This is a genomic window from Roseateles oligotrophus (assembly GCF_025717515.1).
Taxonomy (GTDB): Bacteria; Pseudomonadota; Gammaproteobacteria; order Burkholderiales; family Burkholderiaceae_C; genus Paucibacter_A; species Paucibacter_A oligotrophus.
The window spans coordinates 99701-120259 of record NZ_JAJIRN010000010.1; the positions used below are offsets into that span (position 1 = coordinate 99701).

Annotated in this window: 17 protein-coding genes; 7 read left to right on the plus strand and 10 right to left on the minus strand. The window is 62.7% G+C overall.

Annotation, left to right across the window (positions count from 1 at the left end):
- Position 1 precedes the first annotated feature (1 nt).
- A complete protein-coding gene (locus LNV07_RS21325) occupies positions 2-1360 on the plus strand; it encodes a glycoside hydrolase family 30 protein (RefSeq protein ID WP_263573213.1) in 1359 nt (452 codons plus the stop codon).
- 19 nt (positions 1361-1379) lie between these two features.
- Here the strand turns inward: LNV07_RS21325 and LNV07_RS21330 are convergent, their stop codons facing one another.
- The 8 genes from LNV07_RS21330 to LNV07_RS21365 are packed head-to-tail and all read right to left on the minus strand — an operon-like array spanning position 1380 to position 7494.
- Positions 1380-2090, minus strand: a complete 711-nt coding sequence (locus LNV07_RS21330; RefSeq protein WP_263573214.1) for a molybdopterin-dependent oxidoreductase — start codon at positions 2088-2090, stop codon at positions 1380-1382.
- A 16-nt stretch (positions 2091-2106) separates the two neighbouring features.
- Complete coding sequence (locus LNV07_RS21335; RefSeq protein WP_263573215.1) at positions 2107-3195, minus strand: hypothetical protein; 1089 nt, start codon at positions 3193-3195, stop codon at positions 2107-2109.
- 55 nt (positions 3196-3250) lie between these two features.
- Positions 3251-4099 (minus strand): alpha/beta hydrolase family protein, encoded by an 849-nt coding sequence (locus tag LNV07_RS21340; protein ID WP_263573216.1) that lies wholly within the window; start codon positions 4097-4099, stop codon positions 3251-3253.
- Between the two features lie 12 nt (positions 4100-4111).
- Positions 4112-4519, minus strand: coding sequence for a DUF6463 family protein (locus LNV07_RS21345; RefSeq protein WP_263573217.1), 408 nt, complete (start codon positions 4517-4519; stop codon positions 4112-4114).
- A gap of 3 nt (positions 4520-4522) precedes the next feature.
- Entirely contained in the window at positions 4523-4918 is a 396-nt protein-coding gene (locus tag LNV07_RS21350) for a DUF4345 domain-containing protein (RefSeq protein ID WP_263573218.1), read from the minus strand.
- Positions 4915-6258, minus strand: a complete 1344-nt coding sequence (locus tag LNV07_RS21355; protein ID WP_263573219.1) for an ABC1 kinase family protein — start codon at positions 6256-6258, stop codon at positions 4915-4917. The genes LNV07_RS21350 and LNV07_RS21355 overlap by 4 nt, the downstream gene beginning before the upstream one ends.
- Positions 6248-6763, minus strand: coding sequence for a DUF2867 domain-containing protein (locus tag LNV07_RS21360; protein ID WP_263573220.1), 516 nt, complete (start codon positions 6761-6763; stop codon positions 6248-6250). Before LNV07_RS21360 ends, LNV07_RS21355 begins: the two co-directional genes overlap by 11 nt.
- Entirely contained in the window at positions 6760-7494 is a 735-nt protein-coding gene (locus LNV07_RS21365) for a TetR/AcrR family transcriptional regulator (RefSeq protein WP_263573221.1), read from the minus strand. Before LNV07_RS21365 ends, LNV07_RS21360 begins: the two co-directional genes overlap by 4 nt.
- Before the next feature lie 132 nt (positions 7495-7626).
- On the opposite strand from LNV07_RS21365, the gene LNV07_RS21370 reads away from it, so the two are divergent.
- The 6 genes from LNV07_RS21370 (at position 7627) to LNV07_RS21395 (ending at position 16783) form a co-directional block, all read left to right on the plus strand.
- Positions 7627-8229, plus strand: coding sequence for a TetR/AcrR family transcriptional regulator (locus tag LNV07_RS21370; RefSeq protein WP_263573222.1), 603 nt, complete (start codon positions 7627-7629; stop codon positions 8227-8229).
- A gap of 216 nt (positions 8230-8445) precedes the next feature.
- The gene (locus tag LNV07_RS21375; protein ID WP_263573223.1) at positions 8446-9354 is read left to right on the plus strand and encodes an alpha/beta hydrolase; all 909 of its coding nucleotides are present in this window, start codon (positions 8446-8448) and stop codon (positions 9352-9354) included.
- 170 nt (positions 9355-9524) lie between these two features.
- On the plus strand, positions 9525-11621 hold the full coding sequence (locus LNV07_RS21380) for a GGDEF domain-containing protein (protein WP_263573224.1): 2097 nt from the start codon (positions 9525-9527) through the stop codon (positions 11619-11621).
- The gene (locus LNV07_RS21385; protein WP_263573225.1) at positions 11618-13645 is read left to right on the plus strand and encodes a GGDEF domain-containing protein; all 2028 of its coding nucleotides are present in this window, start codon (positions 11618-11620) and stop codon (positions 13643-13645) included. The genes LNV07_RS21380 and LNV07_RS21385 overlap by 4 nt, the downstream gene beginning before the upstream one ends.
- Before the next feature lie 13 nt (positions 13646-13658).
- A complete protein-coding gene (locus LNV07_RS21390; RefSeq protein WP_263573226.1) occupies positions 13659-15317 on the plus strand; it encodes a SulP family inorganic anion transporter in 1659 nt (552 codons plus the stop codon).
- 266 nt (positions 15318-15583) lie between these two features.
- The gene (locus LNV07_RS21395; protein ID WP_263573227.1) at positions 15584-16783 is read left to right on the plus strand and encodes a Fic family protein; all 1200 of its coding nucleotides are present in this window, start codon (positions 15584-15586) and stop codon (positions 16781-16783) included.
- Between the two features lie 145 nt (positions 16784-16928).
- On the opposite strand, the gene LNV07_RS21400 is transcribed toward LNV07_RS21395, so the two are convergent.
- Positions 16929-18926, minus strand: a complete 1998-nt coding sequence (locus LNV07_RS21400) for a cation:proton antiporter domain-containing protein (RefSeq protein WP_263573228.1) — start codon at positions 18924-18926, stop codon at positions 16929-16931.
- 41 nt (positions 18927-18967) lie between these two features.
- Positions 18968-20470 carry a nitrilase-related carbon-nitrogen hydrolase gene (locus LNV07_RS21405; protein ID WP_263573229.1) on the minus strand — a complete coding sequence of 501 codons (1503 nt, stop codon included), beginning with the start codon at positions 20468-20470 and terminating at the stop codon, positions 18968-18970.
- Between the last annotated feature and the right edge of the window lie 89 nt (positions 20471-20559).

The window sequence follows — 20559 nt, forward strand, 5'->3', positions numbered from 1 at the left end:
CATGCTGAGCACGGCCGACGGCCAGACCCGGTTGGCCGAACAGCCGCCCCTGCTCCTGAGTTGCGCGCCCACCGGCGCTGGAGTGGCCGCCGATTCGCCGAGTGTGGTTCTCCACAGCGAGCGGCGCTTCCAAACCCTGTTGGGCTTCGGCGCAGCCTTCACCGAAGCCGCGGCCGTCACTTGGGGCGGGTTGCCAAAGCAGAGCCAAGATTCGCTGCTGCGCCATTACTTTGCCGGTGAAGCCGCGCAGGGGCATGGCTATACGCTGTGCCGCGTCCACATCAATAGCTGCGACTTCGCGCTTGGCAATTACGCTCATGCGGCGGTAGCGGGAGACTTGCTGCTCAAGCACTTCAATATCGAGCGCGACCGCAGCTCGCTGCTGCCGATGATCAAGGCCGCGCAGGCGGTAGCGCGGCAGGCCGGCGCAGGGACGATCCGTTTGCTGGCCTCGCCGTGGAGCCCGCCGCCCTGGATGAAGAGCAACGGCCAGATGAACCAGGGCGGCGAGTTGCTGCCCGAATATGCCGCCGTCTGGGCTCAATGTTATGTACGCTTCATCCAAGCCTATGCGGCCGAGGGAGTGCCGATCTGGGGCCTCACGGTGCAGAACGAACCGGCCGCCACGCAACGTTGGGATTCCTGTATCTACAGCGCAGACCAAGAGCGCGATTTTGTGCGCGACCATCTCGGGCCCGCCTTGGCCGAGGCTGGGCTGGGCCATATCAAAATCATCATCTGGGACCATAACCGTGACCTGATGGTGGAGCGCGCTGCCACCGTCTACAGCGACCCCGAAGCAGCGAAATATGTCTGGGGCTGCGGCTTTCACTGGTATGGCGAAGATCATTTCGAGCATGTACAGCTGCTGCACGACGCCTGGCCGGACAAGGGGCTGCTATTCACCGAGGGCTGCCAGGAAGGCGGGCCTCACCTCGGCTCTGCCGCTCTGGGTGAACGTTATGCCCGCAACATCATCAATGACCTGAACCGCTGGACGGTCGGCTGGATCGACTGGAACCTGCTGCTCGATGAAACCGGCGGCCCCAACCATGTCGGCAATCTGTGTAGTGCGCCCATCATGGCAAACCGGCAAACCGGCAAATTGATGCTGCAAAGCTCCTATGACTACCTCGGCCATTTCGCTCGCTTCATCAAGCCGGGCGCGCGGCGTCTACTGTGCGCGGCCAGCAAACAGGACCTGGAAGTCACCGCCTTCATCAATCCTGATGGCAGCAAGGCGCTGGTCGCACTCAACCGCAGCGAGGTCGCCATTCACTACACGCTCAAGTGGGACGCTAGGCAATGCCAGGCGGTGGCCCCAGCGCGCTCGATCAGCAGCTTTTTGTCGAGGGACTGAACCGGGCAAGGCGCGCTCGCTACTCTTCTTGGTGAGCTCGCAAGGCGCGCTCAAAGCGAGCCGCCGTGGGGCCTATCAGCGGTCGGTAGAGCAGCCGCAGCAGCCAATTGGGTAGCCAACGACCGCGCTCCTCCAGCGCCACTCTGGCGCGCGGGTGCTCCATGAATCGATAGCCGCTGGGTCGGTAGCCGGCGCTGCTGCTGCGGAATTCGATGCGGTCCAAATGCTTGACGCTTTTGTAGCCGTAATGGGCCGGCGCCAGCAAACGCAGCGGCGCGCCGTGGGCGATGCTCAGGGCTTGCCCATTCAAGCTGTCCGCCAGCAGCACATCGTCGGCCAGCAGATCCTCCAAGAGCATGCAACTGCGGGCGCCATCCTGGCCACGCAGGATCACAAAGTTGGCGCCGCTCGCAGGCCCGGCTTTGGGTACAAGCAGTTGTTGATAAAAGTCGCGAAAACGCACGCCGCTCCATTGCAGGCCCTTGTGGGTCCAAGTAGTGACGCAATGGAAGTCGGCGGTCAGCTCAATGCGCGGCAACTGCCGCAAATCGCTGAAGCCGATCTCGATGGGCGTCCTGAGCTCCCCCGAAATCCGCAGCTTGATGGTCTCGACCTGCGTCGGGAAACGGATAGCAAATTGGGTCAAACCAAAACGCGGGAAGTTATCGCTCGCCCGCTGACCCGGCGGCAAACCGGTAGCGGATAGTTTCTTGTGCTCGGTATTTTTCATAAATCGCCAGGCCGGACTATTTGGCCGGACTCTTGTAAGGGATCTTCAAGATACGATCGCCGGTAAAAGAGCCCAGGTAAATAGAATCTCCCAACTGTTGTGCAACGGTTGCGGCGCCCATGGGTGGGCCGGCATGCTTGAAGACCTCTTGTGTCGCCATATTTTCAGGATTGATGCGGACGATATCGAAGGCCAGCCCGCAATTTTCTCCGGTGTTCTTGATACATGAGAGATTCTCGAGCCGAGAGCCGGTGAGCGAAGCCACCAGCAAGAAACCATGTTCGTCCCAGCGAATATTGTCCGGGCGCTCAATTCTGACCGCCGCCAACAAATCGCCGCTGCCACGATCGATTTTCCGGACCTCATTGCCCGAAGTGACGCTGACAAATACGGTTCTTTCGTCGGCACTGAGTTCAATCCCGTTCAGAAACGGGCCGCGGCTGCCCTTTAAAACCCGAAACTCTTGTTCCGCCGCCGGCAGCCATTCAAAGGCGTAGCCGGTGTCGAAGCCGAGTTGAGATTTCCAGATACCGGTGCTAAGTCCAAATAAATTCGGTGCCGTCCGGTCGAACATATGGCTGGCCACAAAGCCGCCATTGCGCAGCAAGACCACGCTGTTCATGGACACCTCGGCGGGCGGGACCACACAGCCGCGCCAACTCAGCCCGAACTGCTCGCCTGTCTTGAGCAACTCGAACATCTCGACTCGCATGCCTTGGCCATGGTTCACGGCGGCCACCTGCCAGCGCCCATCGTCGCGCTGCTTGACGGAAATACCCAGCGGCGAAAATTCGGCGGCCGGCTTTCCCGGGCAATTGCTGGCGCCCCAATTCTCGCCAGCCAATTCATTAAATACCGCCGCCGTGGGATATGCCGCCCTGATTTTCAGGGTCTGCGCATCAAAAAACACCAAACTGCCCGGACTCGGCAGCCCCAGCGTGCCGACCTGGCTGACCAGCAAGGTCTTGCGGTCGGGCAATGCCCGAATATCTTCCGGGTTCTTGAAACCACATATCGCGGTAATGGCCGCTATGCTTTCGCAAGCACGCATGTCCTGACTGCTGCAACTGGCCAACAGGGCGCAGGCAGTTGCGAGCAGCATCAAGCCAGGCGTAGCTGCCATCCATCGCATAAGTTTCATGATTATGTTTGCCGCTGAATCAGCGCTGATTTTTCAGCGTCTGCACAAAATGATCGATGATCAGCTGTTTGATTTCCGGCGCAGTTTCTTTGCTGAAACCATGCCCGGTTGGATACGATTTATGGACTACCGAGTATTTGAAATCATATTTTTTCAAGTATGCCATGATGTCCTGAGTCATCGCCGTGCCCGGCCATATTTGGTCATTTTCCGCCGAGATCAATAACATCGGCCCGCCTATTTTTTCAAACGCAAAAGTGGCTTTCTTTACTTTCTCGCTGTCTTGCAACGCCATATTGAAACGCTGGATTTGGGTGGCGTTTTCCAGCTCCGGCAAATCCATGGATGGAATGTCCTTGCCTTGATAGGTCCAGGCCGATTGAGCGCTGGTCATGCCGGACCAAGCCACCTTGCTCGGGGTGGTGATGACGACAGATTTGATCCGCGGATCCAATATCGCCAGCAGAAAACCGGCTTCCGAGCCGCGCGAGCCGCTGACCACACCGATGCGCGAAGCATCAATCTCCTTGACCGTTTCGGCATAGTCGATGGCGCTGATGAAATACTCCATCGGAATATGGTCCAGCGTGGCCGGCAAGCCAGGCTCCGTCTTGAAGTAGACCAGGCCGATCACCGCGATACCGTTGGAGGCCATCATCTGGCCATTCGCCTCGGCAAAGCCCCAGCTCGGGTCCGAGCCGCCAAAGCCGATCACGGCCGGCACTTTCTCGGTGGTTTTCGGCAAATACAGCCGGGCGGCCAGGTTCTTGTAGTTGACGGTTTTGACTTCGTATTCGTACGTGCCGGCAAAGCAGTTGTTGAAAAAGAAGATGAGGCTGGTCAAAAGCAGGAAGAAACGAGAAGACATATGGGTCGGGCCTTAGATTGAATCGATTGTGCGAACGATGGGCCGCCGGAGCAGAAGAGCGATGCCGGCCGGAATCGCCAACCAGAAACCCGACTCCGGCATCAGGATCACGCCCACCATACTCATGGCCAACAAGCCCCAACCTTGCCGGCGCAGCGCGGCGTGCTGCCCGCTGCGCTCAAGCGAGGTGATGGCCAGCGCCTGCATGGCCAGCGGGGCGGCAAAAAGCAGGAACCAGACGGCGGCGGCCGTCAGCGGGTCCTGACCGACGGTGTTGAAGACGCCTCGCCGCACGATGTCCTGCAGCGGCTTGAGCAAGAAGACCAGGGCGAACAAGGTGTGCAGCGCGGCCACGGCCATCAGCCAATGGCCGATCCAGATGCGCTGAGTTGGCTGGGGAGTGAGGTGTGTGTTGTTCATGGTTTATCCAGCATGTGCGGCGGCCACGCGCGTTTGCCAGAGCACAAACAGCGGCGCGCCAATGAGTTCAAGAGCGGTGAAAGCGACGAAGGGCAGTGGCGGCCAGCCGGCATAAAGCAGCGACAGCAGCCGCCCGAGGCCACCCAGAAAAATCATGCCCCAGAGGGCGCGAAACAAGGCAGTCTGACTGTCGATTCTGGGGGCCAGCCATAGCACCGCGATTCCCAGCCCGAGCCAGACGCCACTCAAAAAGCGCAGATTGCTATCGAGCAGCGCGTTGGCAGGCAGTCCCGCTGCGGCGTAGAGAGGGTCACCGAGCCCGGCCATGCCGACCAGGCCGGTGAGCAGCGGAACCAGCCCCAACAGGGTGGTGGCGATTTGGAGTTTTCGTTTGCTCATGGCGTTTGGGACTGGTCGGCGCTTATCCAACGGTTGCTGGTGTTGACGCGCGCGCCGAGCGACTTGAGCATCAACACCAGGCCGAGGTAGGCGCGATCAAAGTAGGGCAGCTCGGGCGTCATCGATTGCAGAAAGTGCACCGCCTGCCGTTGCTGCGACGGGTCGGGCCTGGGCATCACCGGGTGCTGGCCGAAGTCATAGACGGCCACGGCAAAGGGCGCCGTCTGCCAGGCCAAGGTTTGGGCCAGCGCCGGCATCAGCTGTTCGCGGAAATCGGCCTTGCTCAAGCCGGCGGCGATCAAACCCAGCTCCAAATAGACTTGCTGCAGCCGATCCAAATCGCAGGGCCGACGCAGCAAGGCCGACCAGGCGCCGCCGATGCCCGCGCAGAATGGCTCGCTGAGTTTTCTGGTGCAGCCAAAGTCCAACAGCCCCAGCCGACCGTCGGCCATGAAGAGATAGTTGCCCGGATGCGGGTCCGCTTGCAGGCGCTTCAGCTCGAACAGGCTGAACAAAAAATTGTCGAACAGCAGCTGACCGAAATGGTCGCGCTCGGTTTGGCTGGGCCCGGTCGCTAACCATTCATTCAGATGCATGCCGGGCAAGCGCTGCATCGTCAAGACCCGCTTGCTGCTCAAGTGGAAAAAGGTCTGCGGGACGACCAGACTCGGGCGCCCAGCGAAGGCCTGCCGGAACCAGAGCATTTGCTCGGCCTCATGCAGGTAGTCCAACTCTTCGGCCAGCTTGGCTTCGATATCGGCCAGCACGCGCTCGACGATGTCGGCCTTGGGCAGGCTGTCCGAGCCGCGCCCCAAGGTCTGCAAGAGCGTGCGCAACATTGCCATATCGCTGCCAATGGAGGCGGCCATGCCGGGATATTGGAGTTTGACGGCAACGGCCTCGCCGCTCTTCAGCGTTGCGCCATGCACCTGGCCCAAGCTGGCGGCGGCAAAGGCGCCGGGCTCGAACTGCGCGAACAATTCGTCCGGCCCCTGGCCGAACTCCTGGCGCAGCAGCTTGATCACCAGCGCCCGGTTCAGCGGCGTGACTTGGTAATGCGCTTTGGCCAATTCCTCACGCAGGCCCTCGGGCAGCAGACCCAACTCCAGGCTGAGCAGCTGCGAGGCCTTCAAGGCCGTGCCCTTGAGTTGGTTCAAGGCGGCAAACAAGATCCGGCCCAGCTTGGCCTGATGGGCAATCTGCGCTTGTTCGACCCGATCGTCGGAGCGAGCCAGAGCCTGCGCTCGGTGACTCAGATGCGCGGCCCCCGCTCGAGCCACCGCCAGCCCGGCTATCGCGCCACGGGCCAAGCGGCCGGTGCGCGGCGCCTTAGCGGACATTGCCACGCTGCCTCAACATCATGGGCACGATCAGGCCGTGCACCGGGCCGACCACGCTCATATAGAGGCGGCCTAGCCGGTTGTGAATGTGCACGACGGTGCTCATTTGCAACTCGGCTTCGCCCAGCCTGAACAACGAAACCTGCACATGCAGATGCTTGTCGCGGTCCTCCAGGATCACCTCCCGGTCGTCCGCATATTGCAGCGTGAAGATGCCGACCCTGTCGCCGGGCCGGTAGCTTGAAGCCGGCTTGCGCGAGTCGCTGACGGCCATGCCGCCGAGGTCTTTCAGCCCGACCCAGCCCACCACTTGATTGCGCAAGCTCATCAAGAAATTCATCCAGGCCGGCGTACGGGCGGACAGCGTGAGAAATTGTTCCAAGGCGCTGGCCTCGGGCTCGGCGCTGGCGAATCGATAGCTGTCGGAAAAATCCGCACCCGCCTTGGCCAGCAAGATGCGGCTGCCCGCGGGGAAAGTCGTTTTCAAGACCTCGCCGGGCTTCATTTCCCGACTCCGCTCAAGCCCATGCGTGCCAGCTTGAGCAAATCAAGCAAGCCATTGCCATCGCGCAACAAGCGCGTCAACTGGCTACGCAGCAGGAAGCCACCCAAGTCCAGCGCCTTGTTGATGATGCCGCTGTGCAAGGTCAGCACCAACAGGTTCAGACTCAAATCGACCATCTGCGTGGTGTTGGCGAACTCGTCGGATTCGTCGCGCAGCCAATAGGCGGTGATCGCATAGACGCCATCGGCCAGCAGCGCGGCCAGGCTGGGCTGGAAGCCGCAGGCCGCTATTTCGCCCTTGCTTTCGGCCTGCTCCAGCATCTCGGCAAAGGCCTGCTTGAGCACCTGCTTGCCCGGCAACTCATCGCCCATCAACAGCAGCGGCGCACCCGCCACCAGCTTATGAGCCAAGGCCACGAACTCGCGGTCGGCCAAAAACTGCTCCAGCAGCGCGTCGATCAATAGCTGCATGCGCTCTTGCAAGGTGAAGCTGGCCAAGCCCTTGGTCTTGCCAATCTGCGCCAAGGCATCCGTGGCGGCCTGCTCGAAGTAGGCGAGCACCAACTTCTCCTTGCTGGGGAAGTATTTGTAAATCGTTGCATCGCCCAGCTCGGCAGCGCGCGCGATCTGTTTCATCGTCGTGCCTTCGAAGCCCTGACTCGTCATCAGGTCCACCGCCGTCTGGATGACCAGCCGACGGTTCTTCTCGGTTTGTGACTTGGATATGCGCATTTTGTGTACCAGCTACTCTTTAAAAGATTATTTACTCATTTCAATGGATAGTCAACACACTTAATTCAAGCGGCGCGCAGTCATTGCAAAATTCCCTGGGCATATTTCGCACGATCGTGCTAAATTGCAGCCATGCAAGCAAAAACCGAACGCAGCGAGTTGACGCAGGCCGCCATCGTCGAGGTGGCGCTGGAGATGGCCGCGCTGGAAGGGCTGGAAAGCCTCAGCATTGGCGAGGTCGCCAAACGACTGAACCTGTCCAAGAGTGGCGTGTTTTCACGGGTCGGCTCACGCGAAGCCTTGCAACGGGCGGTGCTGGCCGAGTTCGATCGGCGCTTTCAAGCGGACATCATCGCGCCGGCGCTGCTGGAGCCGCGCGGGCTGGCGCGCTTGGACGCGATGGTGAAGGCTTGGACTGCACGTGCGACGCGGCCGGGTTCGCGCGGTAGCTGCCTCTACACCGCCGGCGCCTTCGAGTTCGACGATCGCGACGGCCCGCTGCGCGACTTGCTTCTCGACGGCCTGCAGCGCTGGCGCGGCGCCCTCAAGCGCACGCTGATACAGGCGCTGGACGCCGGCCAATTGCGCGCCGATGTCGATATCGCCCAGCTCGCCTTCGAGATCAACGGCCTGTTCACCGCGCTGGTGCTCGAGGCCCGCTTCATTCGCAATCCAGAGGCCGAAACACGCGGCTGGCGCGCCTATCGGAATCTGCTCGCACCCTATCTGATTTGAGCCTCTAGGCCTTGTCATCCGCATGATGTTTTGCCCCAATTTCGCACGACCGTGCTAAATATGTTTTCTACCCACTCAACAGGAGAACTTGATGTTGTTACTTTTGCTTCTCGCGGCGGGCTGCGCCGGCTGCCTACTCAATCAAGGCCTGCGCCTGTGGCACGCCATTCCGTCCGACAACCGCGATTTCGTTTTTCTGGAATGAGTCAACAAACCATGAAGTCCTCCACCTCCTCCAGCCTCAATCCGGCCACGATGTTCTTCGCAGGCTCCATCAGCCTGCCGCTGCTGCGCGGCCTGATGGGCTTCGCTCAGTGGCTAGCGCCGACGCTCGCCGGCCGCCTTGCCTTCGCACTTTTCAGTACACCGATGCCGACGAAACGACGCAGCCCGTCGGCGGCAACCGACGGCCCTTGGCGGGCCGAACATTGGGAGCTGATGGGTCTGCGCCTGTGCACCTGGCGGCTTAGCGAGGCCGAAGGCGAGCCCACGCGACCCAGGGTGCTGCTGGTGCATGGGTGGGCCGGCAGCGCCAAGCAGATGCGGCCGCTGGCCGAGCGCCTGTGGAGCCAGGGTTACGAGCCCTTGGCTCTTGACCTGCCGGCCCATGGTCATAGCCAGGGCTGGCAAACCCATATGCCGCAGTTTGTGCAGGCGCTGCACGCAGCGGCGCAGCGTTACGGCCCTTTGCATGCGGTCGTCGCGCACTCGCTCGGCGCGGTCGCGGCCAGCCACGCGGTGGCCACGGGCCTGCCTGCAAGCAAGCTGGTTTTGATCGCTTGCTCGGCGCCACCGCGCCAGGTGCTTTCATGGTTTGTGGCCTGTTTCGGACTGGGTCGCGCCGGACTGACGGCTTTGCAGGCTCGGCTGGAACATTTGGCCGGCATCCAGTTGGACGCCTTTGAGCCGGCTTGGCTGGCCACGCGACTCAAGCTGCCATTGCTGCTGATCCATGACGAACAAGACAAGGCGGCTCCGCTGATCCATGCCCAGGCGCTTCAGCAGGCGCTTCCCCGTGGCAGGCTGATGTTGACACAAGGACTGGGCCATCGGCGCATCCTTGCCGACCCGGCGGTGGCCGAGGCCGTGCTGGGTCATCTTGCAGAAGACCAAAGTGAGGGCTAATGCCTATGCGGAAGATGTCCAAATGACGCCGATGAAGGCGCAGGCATCACTACACTGTCGGCGGTTCGGCGTGAATATGTCGCGGTGCTTGCCAAATCAGGTGCAAATGCAGCAGATGACATGCCATGCAGGGAATCAAGTCAGACGCAAGGATGTCGATAGCAAACCCAATGAGCAGAGTTATTTCCGCAAGCATCAAGGCGGCACGGTCACCCGTGGGTATGCGTTTGGCCGGCTATTTATCGGTCTTGCTGCTGAGCATCGCGGGCTTGAGTGCCTGCCAACCTGAAACGAAACCGCCCGCCAAGACCTCGCAGGTGGCCGCAGATGAGACGGTAATGGCGATGCTGGAGCGGATTGCGCGCAACAGCGGAATTCAACAGGCCAAGCACGAGGAGGAGCTGCGGATCCTGCAGCCCAAGCTCAATCCGGGCAGCCCGGAGCTGATGGAACTGCTCTTGCTGCGTGGCGGGATGAGCCTGAGGTCGAACCAAGAGGACGTGTTCGAGAGCTCGCTCAAAGTCTTGGGCGACTGGCCCGAGGGGGCCGGCAAGAACAACGCAAAATTGGCCCACCAGTTGCTGCTGGCCAGACGCTTCTTGGCCAAGGGTCAACTGGCGCCGGCCAAGAAGGAAATGACCGGTTTTGCGGCCTATACCGAGGCCAACACCAACATCACCATGTTGTTGCGCGGGCATGCGCTGATGAGTGGCTTGATGGCCGAGTCCGGCGATCTGGACGGTGCGTTGAGTCACATCAATATCGCCCTCAAGCTGGCCGAGAAAGCCCAGAAGTCTTGGCGCCGGGCCGATCTTCTGGCGACGTTGGCCGACCTCTACGTGCAGGCCCAGCAGGTCGACAGAGCGGAGCAGACCATCGTCGACGCCTTGCATGAGGCCGAGCGCGACCCCGACCCGTCGATGATGTACTCGATTCAGACCATGCAAGGCATCATCTACGCCGAGCAGGGCAAACAAAAGCTGGCGAGGAAGGCCAAACTGGCGGCCGTGGAAAGTGCTCGAACCAGCGGGGCCGAGGATCTGCTGGCCTTGGCCCTGGCCAACCTGGCGGATCTGAGCCTCAAACAAGGCGATTACGCGACGGCATTGAGCTTGTCCGAGGAGGCTCTGCCCTTGGCGCAGTCGGCCAAGGACATGTCCACCGAGTCGCTGGCTCGCGCCAATAGCGGCCTCGCCAAGATCGGTCTCAAACGCGTGGCCGAGGGCAAGCGCGATGTGCTGGCTTCGATTGCCTTCGACGAAAAGCGCGGCGCCAATAGTTCAGCCGCCGGCACTTGGCAAGAACTGGGTAGCTATCTGGAGCGCGCGGGTGATTTGGAGGCGGCGGTCCATGCCTATCACCAGCATCGCAAGCTGATCGATGTGGTGCTGCGCGATGACACCCGCAAGGCGGTGCTGGAGTCACAGGCCGCCTACGACGACGAGCGTCGCGCCAAAGACATTGAACTGCTCAACCGCGATATGAGCCTGAAGGCCGAGCAGTTGCGGGAGCGCGACCTGCGACTCAAGCTGTGGGCGGCCCTGGGTGGCTGCGTCTTGCTATCGGGCGTGCTGCTCGGCTTGGCCTATCAACGCATTCGCAACTCCAACCGGGCCTTGGCCAGAAGCAATGCTGCGCTGCGCGTTCAAGGTGAGCGAGATCCCTTGACCGGGCTGTCGAACCGGCGCCATTTCCAGGCCGCCATCAAACGGCTGGCCGACCAGGGCAAGCTCAGCGGCACGGTATTCCTGATCGATATCGACCATTTCAAGCGCATCAATGACTCCTACGGCCATGCGGCCGGAGACAGCGTCTTGGTCGAAATTGCCAAACGCCTGCGCAGCACCCTCAGGGATGAAGACCTAGTGGTGCGCTGGGGCGGTGAGGAATTTTTGATCGTGGTGGACACGCGTGACGCAGACTATGCCGGTGTCTTGGCGCAACGGCTGCTCGACAGCATCGGCTGCGAAGCCGTCAGCCACGGGCAGCAAAGCATTCCCATCACAGCGTCGATCGGTTTTGCCAGCTTCCCCGTAGCACCCCAAAGCCTGGCATTGAGCTGGGAGCGCGCGATCGATCTGGTCGACACCGTGATGTATATGGCCAAGGCCCATGGGCGCAACAAGGCTTATGGCATCCAGGCAATTGCCGCCGATGACGAAGCAAGTCTGCTGCTCTTGGCCGCGCGCATGGAGGCGGCCTGGCATGAGGGAAGCATCAAGCTGCTGGCCTTGCATGGCCCCGAACAGGCGTCAGCAAGCTCATGAGCGGTAAACATCTGATCTGGTTTGGCCTGGGCCTTTGGCTCTTGAGCGCCGGTGCGAGTGCAGCGGATGCTGGCGGCCATGCGCAGTTTGATCCGGTTTTGGACGCCCAACTCGCCCGTCTGCAACGGATTGCTTACGACAAACCCTCGTTGGCGCTGCAAATCCTGGCGCAGTTGCGGCTTGATCCGGCCCATGCCGAACGAACCCAGCAACTGCTGCTGGCCGAGGGCCGCATTCAAGTGGTGGCGGGTAACAGCGCAGCGGTCAATGCCATCACCACCGGTATGGCGCTCGATCCGCAGCAGCAGACAAGCTTCAACCTCTTGCGCGCAGAACAGGCCGACCTTGAGGGCCGCAGCCTGCAAGCCGCCGAATATGCCGAAAAGGCCATCGCCGGTTTGGCGTCAGTCTGCCCACGCGAGCAATTGGCCCAAGCGATAGCGCAGGGCTGCGACTTCCGCAGCGTCTGGGCCGCCTTGCGCGTGCTGGCGCGCAAACAAATGAACGAGGGTTTGCTCAGTCTGGCCGAGTCCTCTGCCCGCCACGGCCTTGCCTTGGCCGAGGCGGGCCATGACAACTATTTGCGGGCGCTGAGCATGGGCAGCTTGGCCCTGCTCAGTCATTTGCACGGTCAAACAGAAGACATGCAACGCTGGTTGGCGCAGGGCACGCAAGTCGCCAAGGGCGATGTTCTGGCGATGGCGCAGATGAAAACCTACGAGGCCGCGCTGGCCTCTCGGACAGGGCGTTATGAGGAGCAAGGCCGAGCGCTGGAAGAAGGCCTGGCCTTCGCCACCAAGGCCGATGCGCCTCACTTGATTGCCCATATGCAGGTAGGGCTGGCCGATGTCTACCTGCAACAAAAGCAGCCGGCCAAGGCCATGGCGGCGGCCATGCAAGCCTTGCCCTTGCTGCGCTCCTTTGGCGACCAACGCCTGGAGCGCAACGCTCGCCACAATTTGATTTTGGCCCTGATCCAGTTGCATCAATTCGAGCGCGCCCGCCGTGAACTGACCCAACTGGCCGAAATGCGCAAGGCATGGAGCGACCATGCTGTTTTTATCGAGGAACTGCGTGAACAAGGCGAAGCCTGGGCCGCAGTCGGTCAACCCAAAGAGGCCTTGGCCAATTTCCACACCGAACGCCGCCTGAATGCGGAGCTGACGGCCTTGAATCGCGAGGCTTCCCTGCGCGAGCTGAAGGTCAAATACGACAGCGACCGCAAACAAGCAGATCTGGAGTTGTTGATTCGTGACAAGTCCTTGGTGGACAAGCAGCTCGCCAATCGGCAACTGGCACAGCAAGTCGGCTTCGCGGTGGCGGCCTTGCTTTTGCTGTCGATGGGCTTGGCGGTGATCATGGTCAAGCGCGTGCGCGAGGCCAATCGGCGCTTGAAAGCCAACGAGGCCTTGCTGCGGGCGCAGAGCGAACGCGACCCCTTGACCGATCTGGCCAACCGCCGGCATTTCCTCGGTGTGATGGAGCAGCAAGCCGAAGCCAGGTTCAATGGCGCCCTGTTGATGATAGACATCGACCATTTCAAACATGTCAATGACCAGCATGGCCATGGCGTCGGAGATGTGGTGATTTGCGAGGTCGCTCGCCGGCTCAGCCACGCGGTACGCGCCGAAGATCTGGTGGTGCGCTGGGGCGGCGAGGAGTTTTTGGTCTTCGCCCCGGACGTCAGCCTGGATCATCTGGCTCAGTTGGCCGAGCGCATCCTGCAAGGCGTCGGCGCCGAGCCGATCAAGACCGAAGGCGGCCCGCTGCGGGTGACGGTGTCCATCGGTTTTGCCCATTTCCCCTTGCCGCCGTCCAAGCTCGAACTGCAATGGGAGCAGGCGGTCAACTGGGCCGATATGGCGCTCTACACCGCCAAGTCGCGCGGCCGCAACCGCGCGATGGGCATCGCCACCGTGGATGCTCGCGACAGCGATGCATTGATGCAGATCGAGGCCGATTTCGATGCCGCCTGCTCGTCCGAGCGGGTCAGCCTCTTGCAGGTCTTGGGGCCAGCGGCCTGAGCACAGCCTCAAGATGAAGCTGCCGTTCGCCTATGGTCGTGATCTGGCAACGGCCGACTTGCTGGCGGCCCTGGTCGTTGCGGTATTGCTGATCCCGCAATGCTTGGCCTATGCGATGTTGGCCGGCCTGCCGCCGCAGATCGGGCTCTATGCCAGCCTGTTGCCCTTGCTGGCCTATGCCGCTTTGGGCTCCAGTCCGGTATTGGGCATCGGGCCGGTGGCCGTGCTGGCGCTGATGATCGCGCAGGCGCTCGGGGCATTGCCGGCCGGCGTTAGCCCCGGCGAGGGCGCGCTGGTGCTGGCGGCCGAACTCGGCTTGATCCTGGCCTTGGCCGCCTTGCTGCGCCTGGATGCGCTGGCTTCGCTGCTGTCGGTGCCGGTGCTGCATGGCTTTGAAACCGGCGCAACCTTGGCGATTGCACTGAGCCAATTACCGGTTCTGCTCGGCAGTTCGGCCAAGGGCTTCGATCTGCCGACCGTGATGGGCAGCCTCTTGCAAGGTGCGCGACCCTGGCATGGCCCGACCGCCTTGTTGGGCGGTTTGAGCGTCGCGCTGCTCTTGGCCGGGCGCCGTTGGCTCGGGCCCATGTCCGCACGTTTGGCGCCGCTGCTACTGCTCCTGGCCGCGATGGCGCTGGCGCGGTGGGGCCAGCTGCAAACCCAAGGCGTGGCCTTGCTGGGCGCGCTGCCCGCGCTGGCCTTGCCCTTGGGCGCTCCGCCGCTGGACGCTGCGCTATGGGCAGCGCTGCTGCCGCACGCCTTGCTCCTGGCCTTGATGGCCTATGTCTCCAGCTTGGTGGTGGCCGAGTCGCTGGGGCGGCGCCGCGTCGGCCTGGGCGATGCACGAATCAGCCCGGCGGCCGAGTTGCGGGGCCTGGCCGGCGCCAATCTGGTGGCGGCCTTCAGCGGCGGCATGCCGGTGGCGGGCAGCTTTTCGCGCAGCGTGCTCACGCATGAGGCCGGCGGCCGCACCCGCATGACCGGCGTCTACATCGCCGGCCTGATGGCCTTGGCCTTGTTGTTGCTGGCCGAGCCGCTGGCCTGGCTGCCCAAGTCGGTGTTGGCAGCCACCATCATGGTGGCGGTGCTGTCGGGGCTGAAGTGGCAGCCCTATGTGGAAGCTTGGGGCTATGCGCGCAGCGAGGCCTTGCTGATGTTTGCGGTCACGCTGATCGTGTTGTGCTGGAGTGTGGCGGCCGGCCTGGGGCTGGGCGTGCTGGGCTCGATTGCCCTGCTGCTCAAGCGCACGGCGCGGCCCCATGTGGCCTTGTTGGGCCGGGTTCCGGGCACCGAGCATTACCGCAATGTCGAGCGTTATGCGGTCGAATGCCAATCCGATGTGATGGGCTTGCGCATCGACGAGAGTCTTTTGTTCACGAATGCGCGCAGCCTGGCCGATGTGGTGCAAGGCCATCTGAGCAAGTTCCCCGATGTGCGCCGCGTCGTGATCATGATGTCGCCGGTTAACAGCATCGACTTCAGCGGCCTGGAGGCCTTGCGCGAGCTTCACGCCAACCTCAAGCGCCAGGGTGTGCGCTTGGACCTCTCCGAGGTCAAGGGCCCGGTGCTGGACCTGCTCAAGGCCAGCGACTGGACGCGTTGGTTCGATGGCCAGCTTTTCCTGAGCCACCATCAGGGCATGATGAGTAGCGAGGATTGGGTCAGTCCCTGAACTGTTCCGATCAGTGCTGCTTTGTATTGTTGGCGACTTGTTCTCTCTCATCCACTGCAGCTTGGCCCAGAAATTCCGCCCAAGCTGCAGTTGCTCGCCCCACGCAAAGCCGGCGAGATGGAATTTCGGAGACCTGACCCTCAGGCGCCATCAATAGCGGGTGCCGTGGCCGTGTTTTGTGCGCGCAATAGTTCGCAAATTTTCTCGTAATTTGTCTAAATATATATATGCAACAATGGTTTAGGTGAATTACGGAGTACGCATAAATGTCCGCGCTATATGACGCACCTCACCAGTTCGAGCCGCTCTTGCCCTCGGCGGCGCGCCAAGAACCATTGCTGGCCAAGGCGCATGATCTTGCGCGGGCTGCTACGGCGCTTTCGAGTCAAGCTGTTGCCGCAGACCTTCGTGGCTTGTTGCGGGCCATGAACTCGTACTATTCGAATCGCATTGAGGGCCAGCATACGCGGCCCTACGAGCTGGAGCAGGCACTTCGCCAGGACTTCTCTCGCGACGCGAAGTTGGCGGCGCGCCAGCGCCTGGCTATCGCGCATATCGATGCAGAAGCAGAGCTTGAGGCGCGCTATATCGGGGATGCCGGGGCTGCTGCCCTGTATGCCCCCGCAGCCGTTGCCGAGATTCACAGCGTGCTGTTTTCTCGGCTGCCGCCAGGTGACTTGGCGACCGGTGAAGGCGCCGCAATCGAACCCGGGCAATTCAGGACGAGAGAAGTAAGCGTTGGCCGGCATATTGCCCCGACCGTGAAAAGTCTCGATGCCTTCCTCACGCGCTGGGCTCAGGTCTACGGCGGGGTGCGGCGTGGGGAGGCAGCCTTGCTCGCGATGGCTGCGGCTCATCAGCGGCTCGGATGGATTCACCCCTTCGTTGACGGCAATGGGCGGGTCATGCGCCTGCACACGCACACGCTGTTGAGTGCCTTGGGGTACACGGGAGGCCTTTGGTCGCCATTACGCGGTTTTGCGAGATCGGTTGAGCGCTATTACGCCTTGCTGGCTGCGGCGGACGAGTCGCGCCGTGGTGATCTGGATGGACGAGGGAACCTCAGTGAGGCGGCACTGGTCGACTGGATCGACTACGTGCTGGACGTTTGCCTGGATCAGGTGGGCTTTATGAAAGGGATGCTCAGCCTGGGCACGATCGAGCGGCGGATAGCTGCTTGCCTGAGTTTCGAGCAAGAAACCTTGAGAAGCGGCGTCAGAGTCGAGGCGCTTCGTCCGCTTCACTACTTGTTCTTGAGCGGTGCGGAGATCGAGCGCGGTGAGTTCAAACGGATGACAGGTCTTGGCGAGCGAACGGCCGTCAGCCTCTTGACTGCATTGGTTCGGCGCGGCTTGCTGCGCAGCGACACGGTCCAGGGCAAGGTCCGCTTTGGCTTGCCACTGCATGCGCTGCGCTTCTATTTTCCGGCCTTGTGGCCGGAAGCAGAGGCCGATGTGCCGACTTGATCCGGGCGGGGCTCGGCTTGTGTGCGCCGATCTGAGGGCCGGCGCCTCATCATCACGCGCGGCGCCAACCGCCGCCGTCACTGGCTTGCTTGAGGGATCTTGACCCGATCGCACGGCTGGGCTGGGGCAACGGTCGCGCCGAAGGTCAACCCCTCAGCAACTTCTCCTCCGCCAGCGCCAGCGCCTCGGGCACACCCGACAGCACCAAGGTGTCACCAGCATTCAGCAATAACTTGTCATCCGCCGCCACCACCGCCCCATTGGCGCGCCGCACCGACACCACCGACACATCGCCCGCGTGCAAAGCCAGCAAGCCCAGCGCCTGATGCACATAGGCGCTGCTCGCCGGCAGCGTGACGGTGCGCAGACGCGCATGATGGCGCTCCTCGGCGGTGTCATCGTCGGCACCGTGGAAGTAGCCGCGCAGCAATCCATAACGGGCATCCCGTGCGTCACGCGTGAGTCGGATGACGCGCCGCATCGGCACGCCGACCAGCGCCAGCGCATGGCTGGCCAACATCAGTGAACCTTCGATCGCCTCGGGCACGACCTCGGTAGCGCCCGCCGCGCGCAGGCGCTCCAGGTCACGGTCGTCGATCGTGCGCACGATCACCGGCACCTGCGGCGCATGTTGCTGCACCAGATGCAAGATCTTCAATGCCGAGGGCGTGTCGGGGTAGCTGATCACCACCGCGCTGGCACGCGCAAGGCCCGCCGCCATCAGGCTTTGCAGGCGCGCCGCGTCGCCGAACACAACGCTCTGGCCGGCCGCCGCCGCTTGGCGGACGCGGTCGGGGTCGAGGTCCAGCGCCATATAGGGGATGTTCTCCCCCTCCAGCAAGCGCGCCAGATTCTGGCCGCTGCGGCCGTAGCCGCAGATGATCACATGGCTCTCGGCCTTGAAGGCTTTTTTGGCAATAGTGGTCAGCTGCAAGGACTGCATCATCCAGTCACTGCTGGACAGCTTCATCACGATGCGGTTGCTGTACATGATCAAGAAGGGCGAGGCCAACATCGATAGCACCATGCCGGCCAAGACTGGGCTGACATATTGCGGCGCCACCAGTTGATGCTGGGCGCCCAGCGTCAGGATCACAAAGCCGAATTCGCCCGCCTGCGCCAGGTAGAGGCCGGTGCGCAGCGCCACGCCGGTGGGGGCCTTGAAAAGCCAGGACAGGCCGGCGATCAGGCCGAACTTGACCAGCACCGGCAACACACTCAGCAGCACAACCAACCACCATTGATCGACCAGGGTGTGCCAGTCCAGCTTCATGCCTATGGTGATGAAAAACAGGCCCAGCAAGACATCGTGAAAAGGCCGGATATCGGTCTCCACCTGGTGCTTGAATTCGGTCTCGGCGATCAGCATGCCGGCCACAAACGCGCCCAGCGCCAGCGACAGCCCCATATGCTCGGTCAACCAGGCCAGGCCCAGCGTGACCAGCAGCAGATTGAGCATGAATAACTCATCGCTCTTGTGGCTGGCCACGCGGGTCAACCACCAGCGCATCACTTTTTGCCCGCCGACCAACAATATCGTCAGCAGCAGCACCGCCTTGATGGTGGCCCAGGCGAGCGATTCGGCCATCTCGGTGCCGCCGCTGTTCAAGGCCGGGATCATCACCAGCAGCGGCACCACGGCCAGATCCTGAAAGATCAGCACGCCGATCACGCGCCGGCCATGCTCGCTCTCCAGCTCCAGGCGCTCGGCCATCAGCTTTGCCACGATGGCCGTGCTGCTCATCGCCATCGCCGCACCCAGCACCAACGCGCCCTTCCAGTCCAGACCCCAACTGCTGCCCATAACGCTGAAAACCCAGGTCAGCAAGGCCTGCAGGCCGACCGCCCCGACGATGGTGATGACGACCTGCCACAGCCCCAGGCCAAACACCAGCCTCCTCATGCTGTAGAGCTTGGGCAGATTGAACTCCAGCCCGATCACGAACATCAGGAAGACCACGCCGAACTCGGCCAGATAGCGGATGCTGGCGGTGTCGCCGGCCAGCGCCAGCGCGTTCGGCCCGACCAAGACGCCAACCACCAGATAGCCCAACATCGGCGGCAGCTTGAGTGAACGGCAAACCACCACGCCCAGCACCGAGGCGACGAGGTACAACAGAGCGAGATCAAGCGAGGTCAGCATGGCCGCTATATTAAGCGGCACCGGACCCGCGCCGGAGCAGCTTAGCGCCGGCGACGTCGCAGCGCCACGCCCAGACTCAGCAGCAGTAGCGCTGCAGCCGGCAGCAAGGGCCAATCACCCCAGCGCGTATAGAAGGTCGGCAATTGCTGTGTCGGGGCCTGCGCCAGCAGAATCCCCTCGCTATCGCCTTGCGCGCCGATGGCTGCACGCTGGCGGCCGAGCGCATCAAACAGCATCGAGCTGCCGCCCTCGACCGGCCGCAGCAAGGCCATGCCGCCCTCGATCGCGCGCAGCCTGGCCATCAGCGTGTGATAGGGGTCGATGCCGCGCCAGTCCCCCGAGGGCAGCAGCACCAAGCCGGCTCCGGCGCGGGCCTGCTCACGCGCCTGCGACGGGAAATCGTAGTCATAGCAGATGGCGCCCGCCGCCTTGCCCCAGGGGCGCTGCAGCACCGGCATCGGGCCGCTGCCGACCATGACGGGCTCGCCCGGCGCCGGCTTGTGCTTGCGATAGACCAGCAGGCCGGCGCCATCCGGGCCGAACCACTCGAACTTGTTGTCAAGCAGCAGCGGCGATGTTTGCGTGATCACGACATAGGCCATCAGCAGCTCGACACCATGCCTGCGCGCAAAATCCGCGGCCCGTTCGCGCAGCGCCGCTTCCTGGGCGGGTTCCACCTGCACCGCGCCTTCGCTCCAGACCAGCAGCTTGGCGCCACGCTGAGCCGCCAGTTCGCTGCGGGCGAACATGTCTTCTTGGCGCAGCCGGGCACGCTCGGCTCGACTGGCCGGCGCCGGCTGATCGCTCGTCGGACGCTGGCCCACCACGCCGGCCACGGCCAGGGTCGGCCCCATCTCCAGCCGATCAAGCCGCCAAACGCCCCAGCCCAAGGCCAGCAGCAGGCACAACAGCGCTGCGGCCAAATGCGCCCAAGCGGCACGCAAGCCACGGCCGCTTTGCGTCAGTACAGCGGCCAGGCTGGCGGCGACCCAAGCCATCAAGGCGCCGATCAAACTCAGGCCACCCAGCGACGCCAGTTGCAGCAGCGGCAGGTTCTCCAGCTGCGAATTGGCGCTGACACCCCAGGCCCCGGTCGGGCTGCCGACGACGCTGCCCCAGTCCATCAACGTGGCCAGCGCCACATAGACATAAATGCCCCAGATTGGCCCCAGGCGGCGCTGCAGGGCGGCCCAGGCCAGCCACATCAAACCCGTGATCAGGCCGACCGGAACGCCGATCGCCACGGCCATGCTGTAGGGCATCGGTGCGCTGATGATCTTGAGGGTTTGCAGCGTCAGCGCCAGCGTCGCGCAGCCGAGCAAGAGCAGGCCGGCGCGCCAGCCACGCAGGCGCTCGGCGGCGATCAGCCAGGGCACCGGCGCGAGCCAGCCCAGCAAGGCGATATTCCAGCGGTGCTGGGTCAAAACCATCAGCAGGGTGCCGATCAAGAGCCAGGCCGCCAGCGGCAGGCGAGCGGCGAGGCTGGCGTCGGCTTTGGCCTTGATGGGAGAGTGCGGCTCTGCACTCCAGTTGTGTTCGCTCATGGCTATCGGTCTCACGGCTGGCGTTGAAAGGACGTCAGCTTAGGCAGACCGTTCGGCCGGGTCAGTAGCGATGCGACCGGGCGGCGCCG

Excerpts from the sequence above, each read along its gene's own strand:
- LNV07_RS21355 (WP_263573219.1), bottom strand. The coding sequence starts at position 6,258 with ATGTCCGCTAAGGCGCCGCGCACCGGCCGCTTGGCCCGTGGCGCGATA.
- LNV07_RS21405 (WP_263573229.1), bottom strand. The coding sequence starts at position 20,470 with ATGAGCGAACACAACTGGAGTGCAGAGCCGCACTCTCCCATCAAGGCC.
- LNV07_RS21385 (WP_263573225.1), top strand. The coding sequence starts at position 11,618 with ATGAGCGGTAAACATCTGATCTGGTTTGGCCTGGGCCTTTGGCTCTTG.
- LNV07_RS21360 (WP_263573220.1), bottom strand. The coding sequence starts at position 6,763 with ATGAAGCCCGGCGAGGTCTTGAAAACGACTTTCCCCGCGGGCAGCCGC.
- LNV07_RS21325 (WP_263573213.1), top strand. The coding sequence starts at position 2 with ATGCTGAGCACGGCCGACGGCCAGACCCGGTTGGCCGAACAGCCGCCC.
- LNV07_RS21370 (WP_263573222.1), top strand. The coding sequence starts at position 7,627 with ATGCAAGCAAAAACCGAACGCAGCGAGTTGACGCAGGCCGCCATCGTC.
- LNV07_RS21400 (WP_263573228.1), bottom strand. The coding sequence starts at position 18,926 with ATGCTGACCTCGCTTGATCTCGCTCTGTTGTACCTCGTCGCCTCGGTG.
- LNV07_RS21375 (WP_263573223.1), top strand. The coding sequence starts at position 8,446 with ATGAAGTCCTCCACCTCCTCCAGCCTCAATCCGGCCACGATGTTCTTC.
- LNV07_RS21345 (WP_263573217.1), bottom strand. The coding sequence starts at position 4,519 with ATGAACAACACACACCTCACTCCCCAGCCAACTCAGCGCATCTGGATC.
- LNV07_RS21340 (WP_263573216.1), bottom strand. The coding sequence starts at position 4,099 with ATGTCTTCTCGTTTCTTCCTGCTTTTGACCAGCCTCATCTTCTTTTTC.
- LNV07_RS21395 (WP_263573227.1), top strand. The coding sequence starts at position 15,584 with ATGTCCGCGCTATATGACGCACCTCACCAGTTCGAGCCGCTCTTGCCC.
- LNV07_RS21350 (WP_263573218.1), bottom strand. The coding sequence starts at position 4,918 with ATGAGCAAACGAAAACTCCAAATCGCCACCACCCTGTTGGGGCTGGTT.
- LNV07_RS21330 (WP_263573214.1), bottom strand. The coding sequence starts at position 2,090 with ATGAAAAATACCGAGCACAAGAAACTATCCGCTACCGGTTTGCCGCCG.
- LNV07_RS21380 (WP_263573224.1), top strand. The coding sequence starts at position 9,525 with ATGAGCAGAGTTATTTCCGCAAGCATCAAGGCGGCACGGTCACCCGTG.
- LNV07_RS21365 (WP_263573221.1), bottom strand. The coding sequence starts at position 7,494 with ATGCGCATATCCAAGTCACAAACCGAGAAGAACCGTCGGCTGGTCATC.
- LNV07_RS21390 (WP_263573226.1), top strand. The coding sequence starts at position 13,659 with ATGAAGCTGCCGTTCGCCTATGGTCGTGATCTGGCAACGGCCGACTTG.